Annotated in this window: 17 protein-coding genes; 8 read left to right on the top strand and 9 right to left on the bottom strand. The window is 62.5% G+C overall.

Annotation, left to right across the window (positions count from 1 at the left end; translation table 11 throughout):
- Positions 1–28 precede the first annotated feature (28 nt).
- The 6 genes from R6G97_RS21025 to R6G97_RS21000 form a co-directional block, all read right to left on the bottom strand.
- A complete protein-coding gene (locus tag R6G97_RS21025; RefSeq protein WP_317847455.1) occupies positions 29–1,366 on the bottom strand; it encodes a sensor histidine kinase in 1,338 nt (445 codons plus the stop codon).
- Between the two features lie 60 nt (positions 1,367–1,426).
- Positions 1,427–1,843 carry an LTXXQ domain protein gene (locus R6G97_RS21020; protein ID WP_043214328.1) on the bottom strand — a complete coding sequence of 139 codons (417 nt, stop codon included), beginning with the start codon at positions 1,841–1,843 and terminating at the stop codon, positions 1,427–1,429.
- 170 nt (positions 1,844–2,013) lie between these two features.
- Positions 2,014–2,691 carry a response regulator transcription factor gene (locus R6G97_RS21015; RefSeq protein WP_043214326.1) on the bottom strand — a complete coding sequence of 226 codons (678 nt, stop codon included), beginning with the start codon at positions 2,689–2,691 and terminating at the stop codon, positions 2,014–2,016.
- A 7-nt stretch (positions 2,692–2,698) separates the two neighbouring features.
- Positions 2,699–3,085, bottom strand: coding sequence for a translation initiation factor 2 (locus R6G97_RS21010; RefSeq protein WP_090345993.1), 387 nt, complete (start codon positions 3,083–3,085; stop codon positions 2,699–2,701).
- A gap of 96 nt (positions 3,086–3,181) precedes the next feature.
- Positions 3,182–3,481, bottom strand: coding sequence for a YciI family protein (locus tag R6G97_RS21005; protein WP_090345991.1), 300 nt, complete (start codon positions 3,479–3,481; stop codon positions 3,182–3,184).
- A gap of 1 nt (position 3,482) precedes the next feature.
- A complete protein-coding gene (locus R6G97_RS21000) occupies positions 3,483–4,079 on the bottom strand; it encodes a septation protein A (RefSeq protein WP_043214319.1) in 597 nt (198 codons plus the stop codon).
- A 67-nt stretch (positions 4,080–4,146) separates the two neighbouring features.
- Here R6G97_RS21000 and R6G97_RS20995 point away from each other — a divergent pair, with 67 nt between their 5' ends.
- From R6G97_RS20995 to R6G97_RS20970, 6 genes are all read left to right on the top strand, one after another.
- Positions 4,147–5,022 carry a PHP domain-containing protein gene (locus R6G97_RS20995; protein WP_317847454.1) on the top strand — a complete coding sequence of 292 codons (876 nt, stop codon included), beginning with the start codon at positions 4,147–4,149 and terminating at the stop codon, positions 5,020–5,022.
- Positions 5,019–5,648, top strand: coding sequence for an L-threonylcarbamoyladenylate synthase (locus R6G97_RS20990; protein ID WP_043214365.1), 630 nt, complete (start codon positions 5,019–5,021; stop codon positions 5,646–5,648). The genes R6G97_RS20995 and R6G97_RS20990 overlap by 4 nt, the downstream gene beginning before the upstream one ends.
- A 125-nt stretch (positions 5,649–5,773) precedes the next feature.
- Positions 5,774–6,472, top strand: a complete 699-nt coding sequence (locus R6G97_RS20985; protein ID WP_167358115.1) for a segregation and condensation protein A — start codon at positions 5,774–5,776, stop codon at positions 6,470–6,472.
- Positions 6,473–6,495: 23 nt separating this feature from the next.
- Positions 6,496–7,257: an SMC-Scp complex subunit ScpB gene (scpB, locus tag R6G97_RS20980; RefSeq protein WP_317847453.1), complete on the top strand. Its 762-nt coding sequence runs from the start codon at positions 6,496–6,498 to the stop codon at positions 7,255–7,257.
- A gap of 212 nt (positions 7,258–7,469) precedes the next feature.
- The gene (rluB, locus tag R6G97_RS20975; RefSeq protein ID WP_043214311.1) at positions 7,470–8,537 is read left to right on the top strand and encodes a 23S rRNA pseudouridine(2605) synthase RluB; all 1,068 of its coding nucleotides are present in this window, start codon (positions 7,470–7,472) and stop codon (positions 8,535–8,537) included.
- 625 nt (positions 8,538–9,162) lie between these two features.
- Complete coding sequence (locus R6G97_RS20970) at positions 9,163–10,581, top strand: amino acid permease (protein WP_167358113.1); 1,419 nt, start codon at positions 9,163–9,165, stop codon at positions 10,579–10,581.
- 98 nt (positions 10,582–10,679) lie between these two features.
- Here the strand turns inward: R6G97_RS20970 and R6G97_RS20965 are convergent, their stop codons facing one another.
- Positions 10,680–12,029, bottom strand: coding sequence for an NCS2 family permease (locus R6G97_RS20965; protein ID WP_070574284.1), 1,350 nt, complete (start codon positions 12,027–12,029; stop codon positions 10,680–10,682).
- Positions 12,030–12,388: 359 nt separating this feature from the next.
- Between R6G97_RS20965 and R6G97_RS20960 the strand changes: the two genes are divergently transcribed.
- Entirely contained in the window at positions 12,389–13,144 is a 756-nt protein-coding gene (locus R6G97_RS20960) for a GntR family transcriptional regulator (RefSeq protein ID WP_043215798.1), read from the top strand.
- A 238-nt stretch (positions 13,145–13,382) separates the two neighbouring features.
- Positions 13,383–14,081, top strand: a complete 699-nt coding sequence (aqpZ, locus tag R6G97_RS20955) for an aquaporin Z (protein ID WP_090346012.1) — start codon at positions 13,383–13,385, stop codon at positions 14,079–14,081.
- On the opposite strand, the gene guaD is transcribed toward aqpZ, so the two are convergent.
- Positions 14,078–15,382 carry a guanine deaminase gene (gene guaD, locus R6G97_RS20950; protein ID WP_043215799.1) on the bottom strand — a complete coding sequence of 435 codons (1,305 nt, stop codon included), beginning with the start codon at positions 15,380–15,382 and terminating at the stop codon, positions 14,078–14,080. The genes aqpZ and guaD overlap by 4 nt on opposite strands.
- A 10-nt stretch (positions 15,383–15,392) precedes the next feature.
- Positions 15,393–16,238 (bottom strand): xanthine dehydrogenase accessory protein XdhC, encoded by an 846-nt coding sequence (gene xdhC, locus R6G97_RS20945; RefSeq protein ID WP_102081740.1) that lies wholly within the window; start codon positions 16,236–16,238, stop codon positions 15,393–15,395.
- Between the last annotated feature and the right edge of the window lie 18 nt (positions 16,239–16,256).

Below are 16,256 nucleotides of genomic sequence, written 5' to 3'. Positions count from 1 at the left end.
CAGGGCCGCTGCACGGCCCTGGGTCCTTTCAGTCGGTAATCATCTCGCAGGGCAGCTCCAGCGTCGCGACAAACCCGCCTTGCGGATGATTGCCTAGCACTAGGTTCCCGCCGTGGCGTTCCGCCGCCCGTCGGGCGATGGCCAGTCCCAGGCCGTGCCCAGGTGCTTCCTGCCCAGGAGCGCGGAAGAATGGCTCCCCCAACTGCGCCAGGTGCTCATCGGCCACCCCGGGCCCATGGTCACGTACGCTCAGTACGATCCGCCCAGCCTCGCGAACGGCATGGATCTCGATCGGCTGACCTGGCGGGTTGAAGCGCAAGGCATTGCGCACCAGGTTGTCCACGGCACGCTCGATCAGTGTCGGCCAGCCTTGCAGGGTGAGCCCCGGGGTGGCCTCCAGGCGTATTTCCTGCTCCGGGACGCTGAGCTGGGCGTCCTTGCGCACGCTGCCCAGCAGGGCGTTGAGGTCCACTGGCTCGGCATGGGACTGCTCGGCGTCGACCCTGGCCAGGGCGAGGATTTCGCTGATCAGGTCTTCCAGGCGATCGCACTCACGGGTCAGTCGCGGCCATAGGGCCTGGCGCTGCTCAGGCTCGGCACGTTCGGCCAAGGCCAGGGCGATGCGCAGCCGCGCCAAGGGTGAGCGCAGCTCGTGGGAGACATCGCGCAGCAGTTGCCGCTGGCTGCCGATCAGGCTTTGCAACCGCGCGCCCATCTTGTTGAAGTCATTGGCCAGTACACCGAACTCGTCACGCCGGGCCGCCAGTCGCGCCAGGCTGTTCTGCTGGTAGCTGGTTTGTCCCAGATCGTGTACCGCCCCTCGCAGCCGGCTGAGCGGGCGGGTGATCGACAGCGTGACGAACAGGCTGAACAGCGTCAGCACCACCAGGGCGATTCCCAAGGCGCTGAGCGGCCACAGCAGGCTCTCGCGGTGCCAGGCGTTGAGCGCCGGATGTGGAATGCGGTAGATCAACAGGTAGGTCTCGCCACTGTCCGGGCTGGTGTATTCCTGGGTCAGGCGACGCCAGGGCAGACGGCGCTGGTCATTGTGCTGACGGGCCTCGAAGGCGGCGGCGCGACGTGGGAAAGTGCCCGGGACCACGGCCTCGCCACTGTCGTTGAGCACCTGCACGTTGATGCCAAAGCGGTGCTTGCGCCGTTCCAGAAAGCGCTGGGCAGACTCCAGGCCTTCCTGCTCATAGTGCTGGGTCCAGCGGCTGGCCAGGGTATTGAGGCCCGGATGGCGACTGAGGATCCAGGCATCCTGGTTGAGCATGTGGCCAAGCAGGATCGACAGGCCGGCGACCAGGGCGATGGCCAGCCAGAAGCTGGCCAGGATGCGCCAGAACAATGACCGCAAGAGCACCTCCTGAAAGCAAGAAAAACCCGGCCCGCCGGGAGGCGGGTCGGGCGCAGGGCTGACAGCTTACTGGGCCTTGGTGCCTTTTTCAGCTTTCCAGGCCTGGAACTCCTGCCACTCGGCCTTGCGGGCGGCGCGTTCCTTTTGCAGCTCGTCGAACTTCTTCTGCTGGTCGGGCTTGAGCAACGCGCGGATATCGGCCTGGGTCTTGTCGTGGCTGGCCTTGATCTCGTCTTTCATGGCCTTCTGGTCGGCAGCCGGCAGCTTGGCGATGTAACGTTCGGTGATGTCGCGGCGGTGCTTCATTTGCTCGCCCATCAGCTTGCCGATCTGCTGGCGCTGGTCGCGGCTCAGGTCCAGTTGGGCGAAAGGCGCGTCACCGCGATGATGCCAGCCACCGTGGTGCGGACCGCCTTCGGGCATGGCCATGGCCACGGTCGGCAGGGTGGCGGCGAACATCAGAGCGATAAGGGTCTTGCGCATGGTGTTTCTCCTTTCATGGGCCGGTGGTTACCGGATGAGCCCAGTCTAGGGAAAGCAAGGTCAAGGGCGGTCAGGTGAGCGTAAAGACTTGGTAAAGGCTTGGGCTGCAAGCTGCAAACTACAAGACAGATCCGTGGGGAGGCTGCCTTCTTGCAGCTCATCGCTTGCCGCTACAGGCTGTAGTAGTAACCGCGGCTACGCAGGGCAACGATGCGAGGTCGGCCATCAGGGTGCGGGCCGACTTTCTTGCGTAGGTTGCTGACGTGCATGTCCAGGCTGCGGTCATAGAGGGTCAGCTTGCGGCCCAGGGCGATCTGCGCCAGTTCCTGTTTGTCCAGTGGGTCGCCAGGCTGGCGCAGCAATGCCTCGAGAATGCGGCTTTCGGAAAGCGTGAGGGTCATTTCGCGAGCATCGACACTGACCACGCCCCGCGCAGGACTGAAGGTCAGGTCGCCGACTTCGAGCTGGGTGCTGGTGGCTGCCGGGTGGCTGCGACGCAGCACCGCGCGCAGGCGGGCGGTGAGCTCGCGTGGGTCGCAGGGCTTGGCCAGGTAGTCGTCGGCGCCCAGCTCCAGGCCCAGGATGCGGTCCAGGGGTTCGCCGCGGGCCGACAGCATCAGCACTGGCAACTCCGCATGCTCGGTGCGCAGTTGCTTGAGCAGCTCCAGGCCACTGCCATCAGGCAGCATCACGTCCAGCACCACGGCCGCCGGCGCATGGGCAGCCAAGGCCTGGCGCGCGCTCTGGCCATCGTGGCAGGCACGTACGTCGAACCCTTCCTGGCTCAGCCAACTGCCGAGCAGCTCGCAGAGTTCCTGGTCATCATCAATCAGTAACAGCTCGCTCATGACTCACTCAATTCAACCATTGACGGCGTCTTCTGTGTCCGCCACTGGCTAAGATACCGCAGACAGCCGAAAACAGTGCAACGGCCGAGCCGATCACGAACCATAACTGCTGGTCGCTGAGCAGCGGTACCGGGGCGCTGGCTTGCAGCTCCTTGAGCGAAAGCTTAAGGCGCTGGTTTTCCTGGCGCAGGCGTGCGAGCTGGGTATTGTCTTGCCCGTTTTGGGTGTCTTGCAATTGCTGGTTGAGCGCGGCGCGTTGCTGTTCACTGTCCTGCAGACGTTGCTGCAGCTCGGTGATCTGCGCAGCGGCAGTCAACGACAGTGGTTCTTCGGCAATGGCGAAAGGGGACAGCGACAGCAGGCAAAGCAGCAGTGACATCGGACCTCGGCGCATTGGAACTCCTGATTCCTATCGGTTCAGAAGGTTGTCGGCCGCAGGTCGTAATAGATGAGCGCGGGCCTCATGAACCTGTCATGAGGCCCGGTCCGATCAAGGCAGGACTTGCTTGAATGGCTTGACCACGACTTTGTCGTACACGCCGGCGGCGATGTACGGGTCGGCATCGGCCCAGGCTTGGGCGGCGGTCAGGGAGTCGAATTCGGCGACGATGAGGCTGCCGGTGAAGCCTGCGGCGCCTGGGTCGTTGCTGTCGATCGCCGGGTGCGGGCCGGCCAGGATCACACGTCCCTCGGCCTTGAGCAGCTGCAGGCGCTCGATGTGCGCCGGGCGGGCAGCCAGGCGTTTTTCCAGGGAACCTTCGACGTCGCTTGCGATGATGGCGTAGAGCATGTCAATCCTTAGGTTTGGAAGTGGAGGGGTCGCTGTCATGCAGGTGGCGCGACAGGTACACGCCCTGGGCCACCAGGAAGATCACGGTCATGCCCAGGCTGCCGAACACCTTGAAGTCGACCCAGAAGTCCTGGAAGGTGAATGCGACGAACAGGTTGGCCGCACCGCACACCAGGAAGAAGCCGATCCAGGCCAGGTTCAGGCGCGTCCAGATTGCCTCGGGCAGGCTCAGGGCGTGGCCCATGATGCGCTTGATCAGGACCCGGTCACCGACGAAGTGGCTGCCGGCGAAGGCCAGGGCGAACAGCCAGTTCACCACCGGTGCTTTCCACTTGAGGAAGGTTTCGCTGTGGAAGGCCAGGGTAAGGCCGCCGAACACCAGGCAGGCGACCAGGGTCAGCAGCTGCCCCTTCTCGAGCTTGCCGTGGCGCAGGAACAGCGCGCCGTAGACCACCAGGGAGCTGAGAATCAGCACCGCCGTGGCGCTGTAGATGCCGCCGAACTCGACGCTGTGACCAGCGATTTCGACCGCGCGCGGGTCGAGTTTGTAGACGATGAAGAACAACAACAGCGGGATGAAATCGATGAATTGTTTCACAGTGGCAGCCAGAAGCGGGATGTGACGGCATAATAACAAACATCGATTCCAGCGAAAGCGCTCCTCCATGAATGTTGATCTGCACTGTCACAGCACGGCCTCCGACGGCGCCTTGTCGCCTTCGGCCCTGGTCGCCCGGGCCCACGAGCACGGGGTGCAGACGTTGGCACTGACCGACCACGACACCATAGAAGGCCTGGCCGAGGCGCGTCAGGCCTGCCACGCCAACGGCATGCGCTGGGTCAGTGGAGTGGAACTGTCCTGTACCTGGGGGGGCGCCACGATCCATGTGCTGGGCTATGACTTCCCGCTCGATGCACCGCCGCTACTCGAGGCTATCGAGGCCTTGCACCGTGGCCGTTGGCTGCGCTCCGAGGAAATCGACCGACGGCTCGCGGCCAAGGGCATGCCCGGCACGCTCGAAGGCGCCAGGGCGGTGCAGCAGGAGCTGGGCGACAGCGGCAATGCCCCGGCGCGTCCGCACTTTGCCGAGTTCCTGGTGCGTGCCGGCCACGTCAAAGACCGCGGTGAGGCGTTTCGCAAGTGGCTGGGCGCCGGCAAGCTGGGCGACGTCAAGCTGCATTGGCCGACCCTGGAGGAAACCGTCGCCACGCTGCGTCGGTCCAACGCTTGGGTGAGTCTGGCCCATCCGATGCATTACGAGTTGACTCGCAGTAAGCGCAGACGGCTGATTGCAGACTATATTCAGGCAGGCGGGCAGGCGTTGGAGGTGGTCAACGGGATGATGCCGGCCGAGCAGGTGGGCACGATGTCCATCCTCACCCGTGAGTTCGGCCTGCTGGCAAGTGCTGGCAGTGACTTCCACGGCCCCGGCACCTGGGGCGAGATCGGTGCCTACCGGCCATTGCCCGAGGATCTGCCACCTTTGTGGCGCCGATTCAGCCAAACAGCCTTTGGCGGTATGAACAGGACGACTACGTGAGCCAATTTTTCCAGATTCATGCGGAAAACCCGCAGGCGCGCCTGATCAAACAGGCCGTCGAGATCATCCGCAAGGGCGGTGTCGTGGTCTATCCGACCGACTCGGCCTACGCGATGGGCTGCCAGATCGGCGACAAGACTGCCGTGGAGCGGGTCCGACGACTGCGCCAGCTGGACAAGAACCACAACTTCACACTGCTGTGTTGCGACCTTTCGCAAATGGGGTTGTTCGCCAAGATCGACACAGCGACCTTCCGTCTGCTCAAAGCGCACATTCCCGGTCCCTATACCTTTATCCTCAATGCCACGCGGGAAGTGCCCAGGCTGTTGTTGCATGAAAAGCGTCGGACCATCGGCCTGCGGGTTCCTTCCAACCCCATTGCCCGGGCACTGCTCGAGGAATTGGGCGAACCCTTGATGAGCGTGAGCCTCATCCTGCCCGGTGATGAAGAGCCGATGACCGACCCCTACGAGATCCGTGCGCGCCTTGAGCATCATGTGGACCTGATCATCGATGGCGGCTTCGGTGACCTCAAAGCTTCCACCGTGATCAGCCTGGAAGGTGACGAGCCGGAAGTCATCCGTGTTGGCTGTGGCGACCCTGCGCCGTTCCTGGCGCCCGCGTGAGCACGGTGCAAGAGGCCCCGGCCCCGGTCGCTGACAGCGAGGCGCCGCAACAGCTGCAACTGGCGCTGGTCTATGGCGAGGCACTCACCGAACTGCCGCTGGACCTGTACATCCCTCCTGACGCACTGGAAGTGTTCCTTGAAGCCTTCGAGGGCCCGCTGGACTTGTTGCTGTATCTGATCCGCAAGCAGAACATCGACATCCTCGACATCCCCGTGGCGGAGATCACCCGCCAGTACATGTCCTACGTCGAGCTGATGAAGAGCGTGCGCCTGGAGTTGGCCGCAGAGTACTTGGTGATGGCTGCCATGCTTGCCGAGATCAAATCGCGCATGCTGCTGCCGCGCTCCAGCGAGGTCGAGGAGGAGGAGGGCGATCCACGTGCCGAGCTGATCCGCAGGCTGCAGGAATACGAGCGCTTCAAAGCCGCCGCCGAAGGCCTCGATGAGCTGCCGCGGGTAGGCCGGGAGATTGTCGTGCCGCGCCTGGAGGCGCCTCAGGCCAAGGTTCGCAAGCTGTTGCCCGATGTTTCTCTGGAGGAAATCCTGCTGTCCATGGCCCAGGTGATGCGGCGCAACGACCTGTTCGAAAGCCATCAGATCACCCGCGAGACCTTGTCGACCCGTGAGCGCATGAGTGAAGTGCTCGAACGACTCAAGGGTGGCGGCTTCGTGCCGTTCATCGAGCTCTTTACCGCCGAGGAAGGCAAGTTGGGGGTGGTCGTCACCTTCATGGCAATTCTCGAACTGGTGAAGGAATCGCTCATCGAACTGGTGCAGAATGACCCCTTTGCCCCGATCCATGTCCGTGCCCGGGCCGAGTGACCACGAGCAAGCCTTTCCTACCGATGAACCTGAACGAACCCCGTGACCTGGCCTCGCTGATCGAAGCCTTCCTCCTTGCCTCTGGCAAGCCGCAATCGCTCGAGCGCCTGTACGAGTTGCTCGAAGAGGCCGAGCGCCCCGCGCCTGCTGTCTTCAAGAAGGCTTTGGAAATCCTGGCCAAGTCCTGCAATGGCCGCGCCTTCGAGCTCAAGGAAGTGGCGACCGGCTATCGCCTGCAAATCCGCGAGGACTTTGCGCCCTGGGTCGGCCGGCTGTGGGAGGAGCGTCCGCAGCGCTACTCCCGGGCGCTGCTGGAGACTTTGGCGCTGATTGCCTATCGCCAACCGATCACCCGCGGCGAAATCGAGGATGTGCGCGGTGTGGCGGTCAATAGCAACATCATCAAGACCCTGATGGAGCGTGAATGGATCCGTATCGTCGGTTATCGTGAGGTACCCGGCCGACCGGCGATGTTCGCCACCACCAAGGCATTGCTCGAACATTTCAACCTCAAGAGCCTCGATGAGCTGCCGGCTCTGGCCGAACTGCGCGAAATGGACACCGAGCCGTTGTTGGATCCGGATGACGCACCCGTGCCTGCGCACCTGCAGGCGCTGGCCGATGCGAGCGTGGGTGAGGACGAGGAGGGCGAGGCGCCGCCTCGGGAGGAGACCAGCTTCCGGACGCTGCTGGTGGAGCTCGATGCGATGGAAGATGGGCTCAAGACCGATTTCGATGATCTGCGGAATGAGGCTGCCAACGTCGAGGATGAGCCTGAGTCATAGATCGCTCTGGCCCGTTCGCGGATGAACCCGCGCTCATAGGTGCAGCGGGGCTGCGGGTGACGCTGCAGCACCTTCGGGCGGAAACTCACAGCCCAATCGCGATAAACCGTTAGTCTCCAGTGCGTTCGTCCGCCGAACCGCGTATGATGCGCGCCCCTTTGGCGCATCTTTCGCCAAAAAACGCTTTCACTACTACACCGGGAGGTGCCCAGATGAGTGACCAAGACCTGCAAGAAACCCAATCCACCCCTCCGTCCGGCGAAAAGCTGCAGAAGGTGCTGGCGCGTATCGGCGTCGGTTCGCGTCGTGACGTCGAGGCCTGGATCAGCCAGGGCCGTATCAAGGTCAATGGCGTCGAGGCTACCCTTGGCCAGCGTGTCGATCTGCACGATGCCATTGCCGTCGATGGCAAGCTGATCAAGCGTGTGGAGGCCGCCGAGGCCACCCGCCGCGTGATCATGTACAACAAGCCTGACGGCGAGATCTGCACCCGTGACGATCCGGAAGGCCGTCCGACGGTGTTCGACCGCCTGCCACGTCCGAAAGAAGGGCGCTGGATCAATATCGGCCGTCTGGACATCAACACCACCGGCCTGCTGCTGTTCACCACAGACGGTGAACTGGCCAACCGCCTGATGCACCCCTCCTACGAGATGGACCGTGAGTATGCGGTGCGTGTGCGCGGTGAGGTCGACGACGACATGGTCGATCGCCTCAAGGCGGGTGTGATGCTCGAAGATGGTCCGGCGAAGTTCACCGACATCCAGAAAGCTCCGGGCGGCGAAGGCTTCAACCACTGGTACCACTGCGTGGTGATGGAAGGTCGCAACCGTGAGGTACGTCGCCTGTGGGAATCCCAAGGCGTGGTGGTCAGCCGCCTCAAGCGCGTGCGCTTCGGTCCGGTGTTCCTCAATTCCGACCTGCCGATGGGGCGTTGGCGCGAAATGACCCAGGGCGAGATCGACATCCTGGCAGCGGAAGTCGGCCTGCAGCCGGTGGCGTTGCCAGCGTTGAACCTCAAGGCCAAGGACAAGCTCGAGCGCATGCAGCGCAAGTCCACCCGGCCGCTCGGTCGTGGCGAACGTGTGCGTACCCTGCGTCCCGCCCAAGATGGCCAAGCCGAGCGTCCTGCGCGTGAACGTCCGACCCGTGAAGAGGCGCCACGCAAGGGCGGTCGCAGCAGCACGGTTGCCGAACGCCCCAGTGAGATGCGTAAGCGTCCGGCCAAGCCGGAGGCCGACAAGCCAGCAGGCCGTGGCCGCGGCAAGCCACGCGGCTGATTGCTCAGCGTCATAGGAAAGGGGCCCTCGTGGCCCCTTTTTTGCGCCTCTAGAAATCTAACATGTTGATCCGACGCGATTTTTTATGGGGTCTGGAAACCCTATCGACCGGCTTGTAACAAAATCTTTACGAATTTCGACCGTTTTTGCCGGTACACCTGTGCATGTAAACAAATTCTGCCAAGTGCCGCGTTCCAGAGCTGTTTCTTTGCCACTCGCCCCCTTGTTCAACCCGTCGCCGCACGCTGATATAGCGCCCATGCCGTGTGCAGGGCCTGGCCGTAGAGCTGGGCATCGAAAACAACAAATGGAGGCGCCATGTACGCCGATCATCTTGCCTTTTCAGGCCTTCCCGCCAGGATCGCTGCGTTTTTTCATCAGGAAATGACGCAACGCGTTGACGCCTGCGCGTACGCAGGGGTATACAATGCGCCGCGTTTTACCTGTGACCCCAATGCGTACCGCGCACTCTTGCTGACGCCTGGTTGAGTCGCCCGGGGCCTGTCCCTCGGTGTCATCACCCCCGTCCAAGAAACCCAAGGTAACCACCTTGCCCATTCCGCTGCGCCACGAGCGCGGTGGGTCCGATTCCGTCACAGATAAAAACAAGCAGGTGACTTCGTTCATGAGTGGACAAAACATGCCTTCAGGCGAGCTCAAGCGTGGCCTGAAGAACCGCCATATCCAGCTGATTGCCCTGGGTGGCGCAATTGGTACCGGATTGTTCCTGGGCTCTGCCGGCGTGATGAAGTCCGCCGGTCCGTCGATGATTCTCGGCTACGCCATCTGCGGCTTCATCGCCTTCATGATCATGCGCCAACTGGGCGAAATGATCGTCGAAGAGCCGGTTGCCGGCTCCTTCAGCCACTTCGCCCACAAGTACTGGGGCGGTTTCGCGGGCTTCCTGTCCGGTTGGAACTGCTGGGTGCTGTACATTCTGGTCGGCATGTCGGAGCTGTCCGCGGTCGGTAAGTACATTCACTACTGGTGGCCGGAGATCCCTACCTGGGTCACTGCGGCGGGCTTCTTCATCCTGATCAACGCGATCAACCTGATGAACGTGAAAGTGTTCGGCGAGGCCGAGTTCTGGTTCGCCATCATCAAGGTACTCGCCATCGTCGGCATGATCGGCCTGGGTGCCTATCTGCTCACCAGCGGCAGCGGTGGTCCTGAAGCTTCGGTGACCAACCTTTGGGCCCATGGCGGTTTCTTCCCCAATGGCGTGAGTGGCCTGGTGATGGCTCTGGCGATCATCATGTTCTCCTTTGGTGGCCTGGAAATGCTGGGCTTCACCGCTGCCGAGGCCGACAAGCCAAAGACCGTGATTCCTAAGGCGATCAACCAGGTCATCTACCGCATCCTGATCTTCTATATCGGCGCGCTGGTGATCCTGCTGTCGCTGACCCCATGGAATAGCCTGGTCGCGAGCATCGATGCCTCCGGCGGCAGCTATGGCAGCAGCCCGTTCGTCCAGGTGTTCTCGCTGCTCGGTAGCGACGTGGCGGCGCACCTGCTGAACTTCGTGGTCCTGACTGCGGCGCTGTCGGTCTATAACAGCGGGACCTACTGCAACGCTCGCATGCTCTACGGCATGGCCGAGCAAGGCGACGCCCCGGCAAGCCTGGCCAAGATCGACAAGCGCGGCGTACCGGTCCGTTCGATCCTGGCCTCGGCCGGCGTGACGCTGGTGGCGGTGCTGCTGAACTACTTCATGCCGCAACATGCGCTGGAGCTGTTGATGTCGTTGGTGGTGGCTGCGCTGGTGATCAACTGGGCGATGATCAGCTACTCGCACCTCAAATTCCGTCAGCACCTGGACCGCACCGGGCAGAAGGCGCTGTTCAAGGCGCTCTGGTACCCGTATGGCAACTACCTGTGCCTGGCCTTCGTGGTGCTGATCCTGGGCATCATGCTGCAGATCCCTGGTATCCAGGTCTCGGTGTATGCGATTCCGGTCTGGCTGGTGGTGATGTATGCCTTCTACATGCTCAAGAGCAAGCGGAGTGGACAGGCCTCCGGCGCCGCCGGGTCCGTCGCCAAGTAAATCGGTTACCCACTAAAAAACCCGATGGCAGGGAACTGCCATCGGGTTTTTTGTTTGAGCGAGAGAGGGTTCGAGGCGCCCTCGGCAGCGCCAGGCTCTCAGAGGAACACGAACTTGGCGATGAAGATCACGCAGAGCACCCACAGGCTGGCAGAAATATCCTTGAACTTGCCGGTCCCGGCCTTGAGCGCCACGTAGCTGATGAAGCCCAGGGCGATGCCGTCGGCGACCGAGAACGTGAGCGGCATCATGATCACGGTGACGATCGCAGGAATGCTGTCGGTCGCCTCGTCCCAGTGGATGTGTGCCATGCTGCCCATCATCAGCATGGCCACATAGATCAGCGCCCCTGCGGTGGCGTAGGCGGGGATCATGCCGGCCAGCGGTGCGAAGAACATGGCGGCGACGAACAGCAGGCCAACCACCACGGCCGTCAGGCCGGTACGCCCCCCGGCGGCGACGCCTGCGGCGCTTTCCACATAGCTGGTCACAGGTGGTACGCCGACGGCAGCACCGAACACGCTGGAGGCGCTGTCGGCCTTCAGTGCACGGGACAGGTTCTCGATGCGGCCATCTTCACCGACCAGGTTGGCGCGTTGGGCCACACCCATCAAGGTGCCGGCGGTATCGAACATATGCACGAACAGGAACGCCAGCACCACGCTGATCATGCTGACATTGAATACGCCCGCTACATCCATGGCCATCCAGGTCGGAGCCAGGCTCGGTGGCAGGGAGAACACCCCGCCATACTGGACCAGTCCCAGGCCCCAGCCTGCCAGGGTGACGGTGATGATGCTGATGAGGATCGCGCCGAACACGCGGTGGTAGCTCAGTACCGCGATCATCAGGAAACATACCGCCGCCAGCAGTGGGCCAGGCTCGTGCAGAGAACCCAGCTTGATCAGCGTGGCAGGGCTGTCGACGACGATACCGGCGGTTTTAAGGCCGATCAGCCCCAGGAACAGGCCGACCCCCGCGCCCATGGCGTGGCGTAGGCTGACCGGAATGCTATTGAGCAACCATTCGCGCACGCGCGAGAGAGTCAGGGCCATGAACAGCACACCGGACACGAACACTGCACCCAATGCCGCCTCCCAGGTGTAGCCCATGGTGCCGACCACGGTGTAGGTGAAGAAGGCGTTGAGCCCCATGCCGGGGGCCAGGCCCACCGGCCAGTTGGCATAGAGGCCCATCAACAGGCAGCCCAAGGCCGCGGCGATACAGGTGGCAACGAAGGCCGCACCATGGTCGATACCGGCATCGGCCATGATGTTGGGGTTGACGAAAATGATGTAGGCCATGGTGATGAAGGTGGTCACCCCGGCGATCAGCTCGGTCCTGACGGTGCTGCCGTGTCGCTTGAGTTTGAAAATCCGTTCCAGCCAACTCGTTTCGAGCGGTGGAGCGAGATCCAGCGTAGGGGCTTCGGATTTGCGGCTTTCCACAGCGAGTACTCCTCAAGTCTTTCTTGTTGTTTCGGAACCTTGGTCCTGCGCCAATGCACTTGGGCGGTTCCGCGAGGGGATTGGCAGACGTCTGATCGATTTGTTGACTTTCGAGTCAGAAAGTTGCTCGCTGGATTATGCTGTTGTGTACAAATAATGCAAATAATGTTTTATTTTTTGTGTGCGCGATCTGTCGCGTAGTGGCTATATGGGAAAAGGCCACCTGCAGAAATCGAATGGCCTGTGTACAATAGGCCGATACCTTGGTCCCTTTATTTTCTATCCAGGACTTGCCAGCCACCCTCTGACAGGTATTACAGTCAAGGTCCCGACTGGCGGATCCTCGTGCTCGAGAACCCATGAACGAACAGCTGCAACCTCTGAAGAAACCTGCGCGCAATGGCAAGGCCGGCCGCAGCGGTACCCAGGACGACATCGTCTATGCGCATATTTTCGAGGCGATCCTCGAGCAGCGTCTGGCACCGGGCACCAAGTTGAGCGAGGAAGCGCTGGGCGAGATCTTCGGCGTCAGCCGCACCATCATCCGTCGTGCCTTGTCGCGTCTGGCCCACGAAAGCGTGGTGCTACTGCGGCCCAATCGCGGTGCAGTGGTGGCGAGCCCTACGGTGGAAGAGGCGCGCCAGGTGTTCTTCTCCCGGCGCATGGTCGAGCGCGCAATCACCGAGCTTGCCGTGCAGCACGCCACGATCGAGCAACTGAACGAACTGCGCCAGATGGTACGCGAGGAGCGCGACAGCTTCTCTCGTGGCGACCGGGGCGCGGGTATCCGCCTTTCCGGCGAGTTCCACCTCAAACTGGCCGAAGCCGCTGGCAATGCCCCCCTGATCAGTTTCCAGCGCAGCCTGGTTTCGCAAACTTCGCTGATCATCGCACAGTACGAAAGCGGCAACCGTTCGCACTGCTCCTACGACGAGCACATGCAACTGATCGATGCCATCGAGGCCCGTGACGCGGAGCTGGCAGTGAATCTGATGATGCATCACATGGATCACATCGACACCAAACTGAACCTGGACGAGGAGGGCGCCTCCGACGACCTGCATGCTGTGTTCTCGCATTTGCTGAAAAAGCCGAAGGTATCGGTCAAAGGTTGATCGTTTGCCCGGTCTACGGGCAGACCGCTGCTACCAACGCCATCGTTCCCCAACCGGAGCGGTGGCGTTTTTCATTTCAGCCCCGCAATGATCGCTAATGGGGCGGGAAGCCAGGGCTGATGCGGTGTACGAGGGCTGCTGGCCTTTGGCCAAGGCTCTGCTAGATTGTTTTTTGCAAACCTTCATCAAGCAGTTGGGCTTGCGCATCCAGTGCATTCCACTACTTGAGGATTGGTTCATGAGTATGTCCCTGGGCAAGCGCATGGGTGCCGAGCTGGTCGGCACTTTCTGGTTGGTCCTTGGCGGTTGCGGCAGTGCGGTGCTGGCCGCAAGCTTTCCGACCGGCATCGGTATCCTCGGTGTCGCCTTCGCATTCGGCCTGACTGTACTGACCATGGCGTTTGCCATCGGCCATATCTCCGGCTGCCACCTCAACCCTGCGGTATCGTTCGGGCTCGTGGTGGGCGGGCGGTTTCCGGCCAAGGAGTTCGTGCCCTACGTGATTGCCCAAGTGATCGGGGCGATCCTGGCGGCAGCGGTGATCTACTTCATTGCCAGTGGCAAGGCGGGCTTTGAATTGTCATCGGGGTTGGCCTCCAATGGCTACGCCGATCATTCGCCGGGGGGATACTCGCTGGCGGCGGGCTTTGTCAGCGAGGTGGTGATGACGGCGATGTTCCTGGTGATCATCATGGGCGCCACCGACACGCGCGCGCCAGCGGGGTTGGCGCCCATCGCCATAGGCCTGGCGTTGACGCTGATTCACCTGATTTCCATTCCGGTGACCAACACATCCGTCAATCCCGCACGCAGCACCGGCCCAGCCCTGTTCGTCGGGGGCTGGGCGTTGCAGCAGTTGTGGTTGTTCTGGGTGGCGCCGCTGATCGGGGCGGCGATCGGCGGCGCGCTGTACCGAGGGCTGGCTCGGGAGCCTTAGCGCTGGTGCACGCAGCGACCGGCGGCGTAGGTTTCACGCACGGTGCGGTCGTCGCCCAAGGTGGTGAGCACGAACAGGGTTTCTTCGATGCTGTTGGACTGCTGGATGCGGTAGTCCAGAAGTGGGGTGGCCTTGTAGTCGAGCACCACGAAGTCGGCATCGTTGCCTGGGCGCAGGCTGCCGATGCGGTCGTCCAGGCGCAGGGCGCGGGCACCGCCGAGCGTCGCCAGGTATAGGGACTTGTACGGGTGCAGGCGCGCGCCCTGCAGCTGCATGACCTTGTAGGCCTCGTTCAAGGTGTTGAGCAGCGAGAAGCTGGTGCCTGCGCCCACGTCGGTGCCCAGGCCCACGTTGACCTTGAAGCGCTCGGCCTGAGGCAGGTTGAACAGTCCGCTGCCCAGGAACAGGTTGGAGGTGGGGCAGAAGGCCACAGCCGAACCGGTGTCGGCCAGGCGCTGGCACTCTGCGTCGCACAGGTGCACGCCGTGGGCGAACACCGAGCGCTCGCCCAGCAGTTCGTAGTGGTCGTAGACGTCCAGGTAGCCCTTGCGCTCAGGGAACAGTGCCTTGACCCAGTCGATTTCCTTGACGTTCTCCGACAGGTGGGTGTGCATGTACAGACCCGGGTACTCCTTGAGCAACTGGCCGGCCAGAGCCAGTTGTTCGGGGGTGCTGGTGGGTGCGAAACGCGGGGTCACCGCATAGTGCAGTCGGCCCTTGCCGTGCCAACGCTCGATCAGCGCCTTGCTTTGGGCATAGCTGGACTCGGCGGTGTCGGTCAGGTAGTCCGGGGCGTTGCGATCCATCATCACTTTGCCGGCGATCAGACGCAGGTCCAGACGCTGGGCTTCTTCGAACAAGGCATCGACCGACTCGGGATGGACACTGCCGAACACCAGCGCGCTGGTGGTGCCGTTGCGCAGCAGTTCCTTGAGGAAGATCTTGGCCACCTGGTCGGCATGGGCCTTGTCGGCGAACTGCTTTTCGCAAGGGAAGGTGTAGGTGTTCAGCCAGTCCAGCAACTGCTCGCCGTAGGAGCCGATCATGCCGGTCTGTGGGAAATGAATATGGGTATCGATGAAGCCTGGAGTGATCAGAGCGTGCTGGTGATGGATCACTTCGACGTCGGTGCCGAGCCTGGGCAGCAAGTCGCTGGCGTGACCCAGTGCACTGATGCGGCCATCTTCGACCACCAGCAGGCCGTCTTCGTAATATTCATGGGAGGCGTCGAGGCCCACCTCGGCCGGGTCGGCGATGCTGTGCAAAATGGCGGCTCGGTAGGCTTTGCGGGTTGCGCTCATAACGGTCTCGTCAATTGGCTTGGCTGCGCCGGGAGGGCGGCAGCAATTGGGCGATTGGGCCTGAATTGGCGGCAGCGTCATGCTGGCCGAAGCAGGCGTTGTAGGTGGCGATGATTTCCGCGGCGATGGACACGGCGATCTCGATCGGCAGCTTGCCTTTGACCTCAGCCAGGCCCATAGGGCAACGCATCCGCGCCACGACGGCGTCGTCGTAGCCGCGTTCGCGCAGGCGGTGCTCGAACTTGACCCGTTTGGTCTTCGAGCCGATCAGGCCGAACCAGGTGAAATCATTGCGCTTGAGGATGGCGGCGGTCAGTTCCAGGTCGAGCTGGTGATTATGGGTCATGACGATGCAATAGCTGCCCGCTGGCAGCTCGGCGACTTCGTCGACCGGTTCCTCGCTGACGACCTTGGTCACGCCATTGGGGATGACCTCGGGAAACTCATGCTCGCGCGAATCGATCCAGCGTACCCGGCAGGGCAGCGCGGCGAGCAAGGGTACCAGAGCACGGCCGACATGGCCCGCGCCGAACACTGCGATCTGCGCCTGCACTGCGGCCATCGGTTCGAACAGCAGCACCGTGACGCCGCCGCAGCATTGGCCGAGGCTCGCGCCCAGGCTGAAGCGCTCCAGATGCGGGGTGGTGCGCTGCTCCGCGAGCATCTGTCGGGCGATGTGCAGCGCCTTGTATTCCAGATGTCCGCCGCCGATGGTGTCGAACAGACCCGCGGCACTGACCACCATCTTCGAGCCGGCGTTGCGTGGCGTCGAGCCGCGCTCCTCGATGATGGTCACCAGAATGCAAGCTTCACCGCGGGCCTGGTGGTCGGCGAGGGCGTTGATCCATTGGTGCATGATGCAGCCTCTCTAAGT

The organism is Pseudomonas sp. HTZ2 (genome assembly GCF_033173945.1).
GTDB classification, from domain to species: Bacteria; Pseudomonadota; Gammaproteobacteria; order Pseudomonadales; family Pseudomonadaceae; genus Aquipseudomonas; species Aquipseudomonas guariconensis.
Note: the sequence above shows the minus strand (reverse complement) of the source record. Positions and strands in the feature narration are given on the sequence as shown.

Bases quoted from the DNA above. Each gene is read 5' to 3' on its own strand.
- R6G97_RS21005 (WP_090345991.1), bottom strand. From the start codon at position 3,481: ATGCTCTACGCCATCATCGCAAGCGACGTCGAAGGTTCCCTGGAAAAA.
- R6G97_RS21015 (WP_043214326.1), bottom strand. From the start codon at position 2,691: ATGAGCGAGCTGTTACTGATTGATGATGACCAGGAACTCTGCGAGCTG.
- aqpZ (WP_090346012.1), top strand. From the start codon at position 13,383: ATGAGTATGTCCCTGGGCAAGCGCATGGGTGCCGAGCTGGTCGGCACT.
- R6G97_RS20960 (WP_043215798.1), top strand. From the start codon at position 12,389: ATGAACGAACAGCTGCAACCTCTGAAGAAACCTGCGCGCAATGGCAAG.
- R6G97_RS20970 (WP_167358113.1), top strand. From the start codon at position 9,163: ATGAGTGGACAAAACATGCCTTCAGGCGAGCTCAAGCGTGGCCTGAAG.
- R6G97_RS21010 (WP_090345993.1), bottom strand. From the start codon at position 3,085: ATGCGCCGAGGTCCGATGTCACTGCTGCTTTGCCTGCTGTCGCTGTCC.
- R6G97_RS21020 (WP_043214328.1), bottom strand. From the start codon at position 1,843: ATGCGCAAGACCCTTATCGCTCTGATGTTCGCCGCCACCCTGCCGACC.
- rluB (WP_043214311.1), top strand. From the start codon at position 7,470: ATGAGTGACCAAGACCTGCAAGAAACCCAATCCACCCCTCCGTCCGGC.
- guaD (WP_043215799.1), bottom strand. From the start codon at position 15,382: ATGAGCGCAACCCGCAAAGCCTACCGAGCCGCCATTTTGCACAGCATC.
- xdhC (WP_102081740.1), bottom strand. From the start codon at position 16,238: ATGCACCAATGGATCAACGCCCTCGCCGACCACCAGGCCCGCGGTGAA.
- scpB (WP_317847453.1), top strand. From the start codon at position 6,496: ATGAACCTGAACGAACCCCGTGACCTGGCCTCGCTGATCGAAGCCTTC.
- R6G97_RS20995 (WP_317847454.1), top strand. From the start codon at position 4,147: ATGAATGTTGATCTGCACTGTCACAGCACGGCCTCCGACGGCGCCTTG.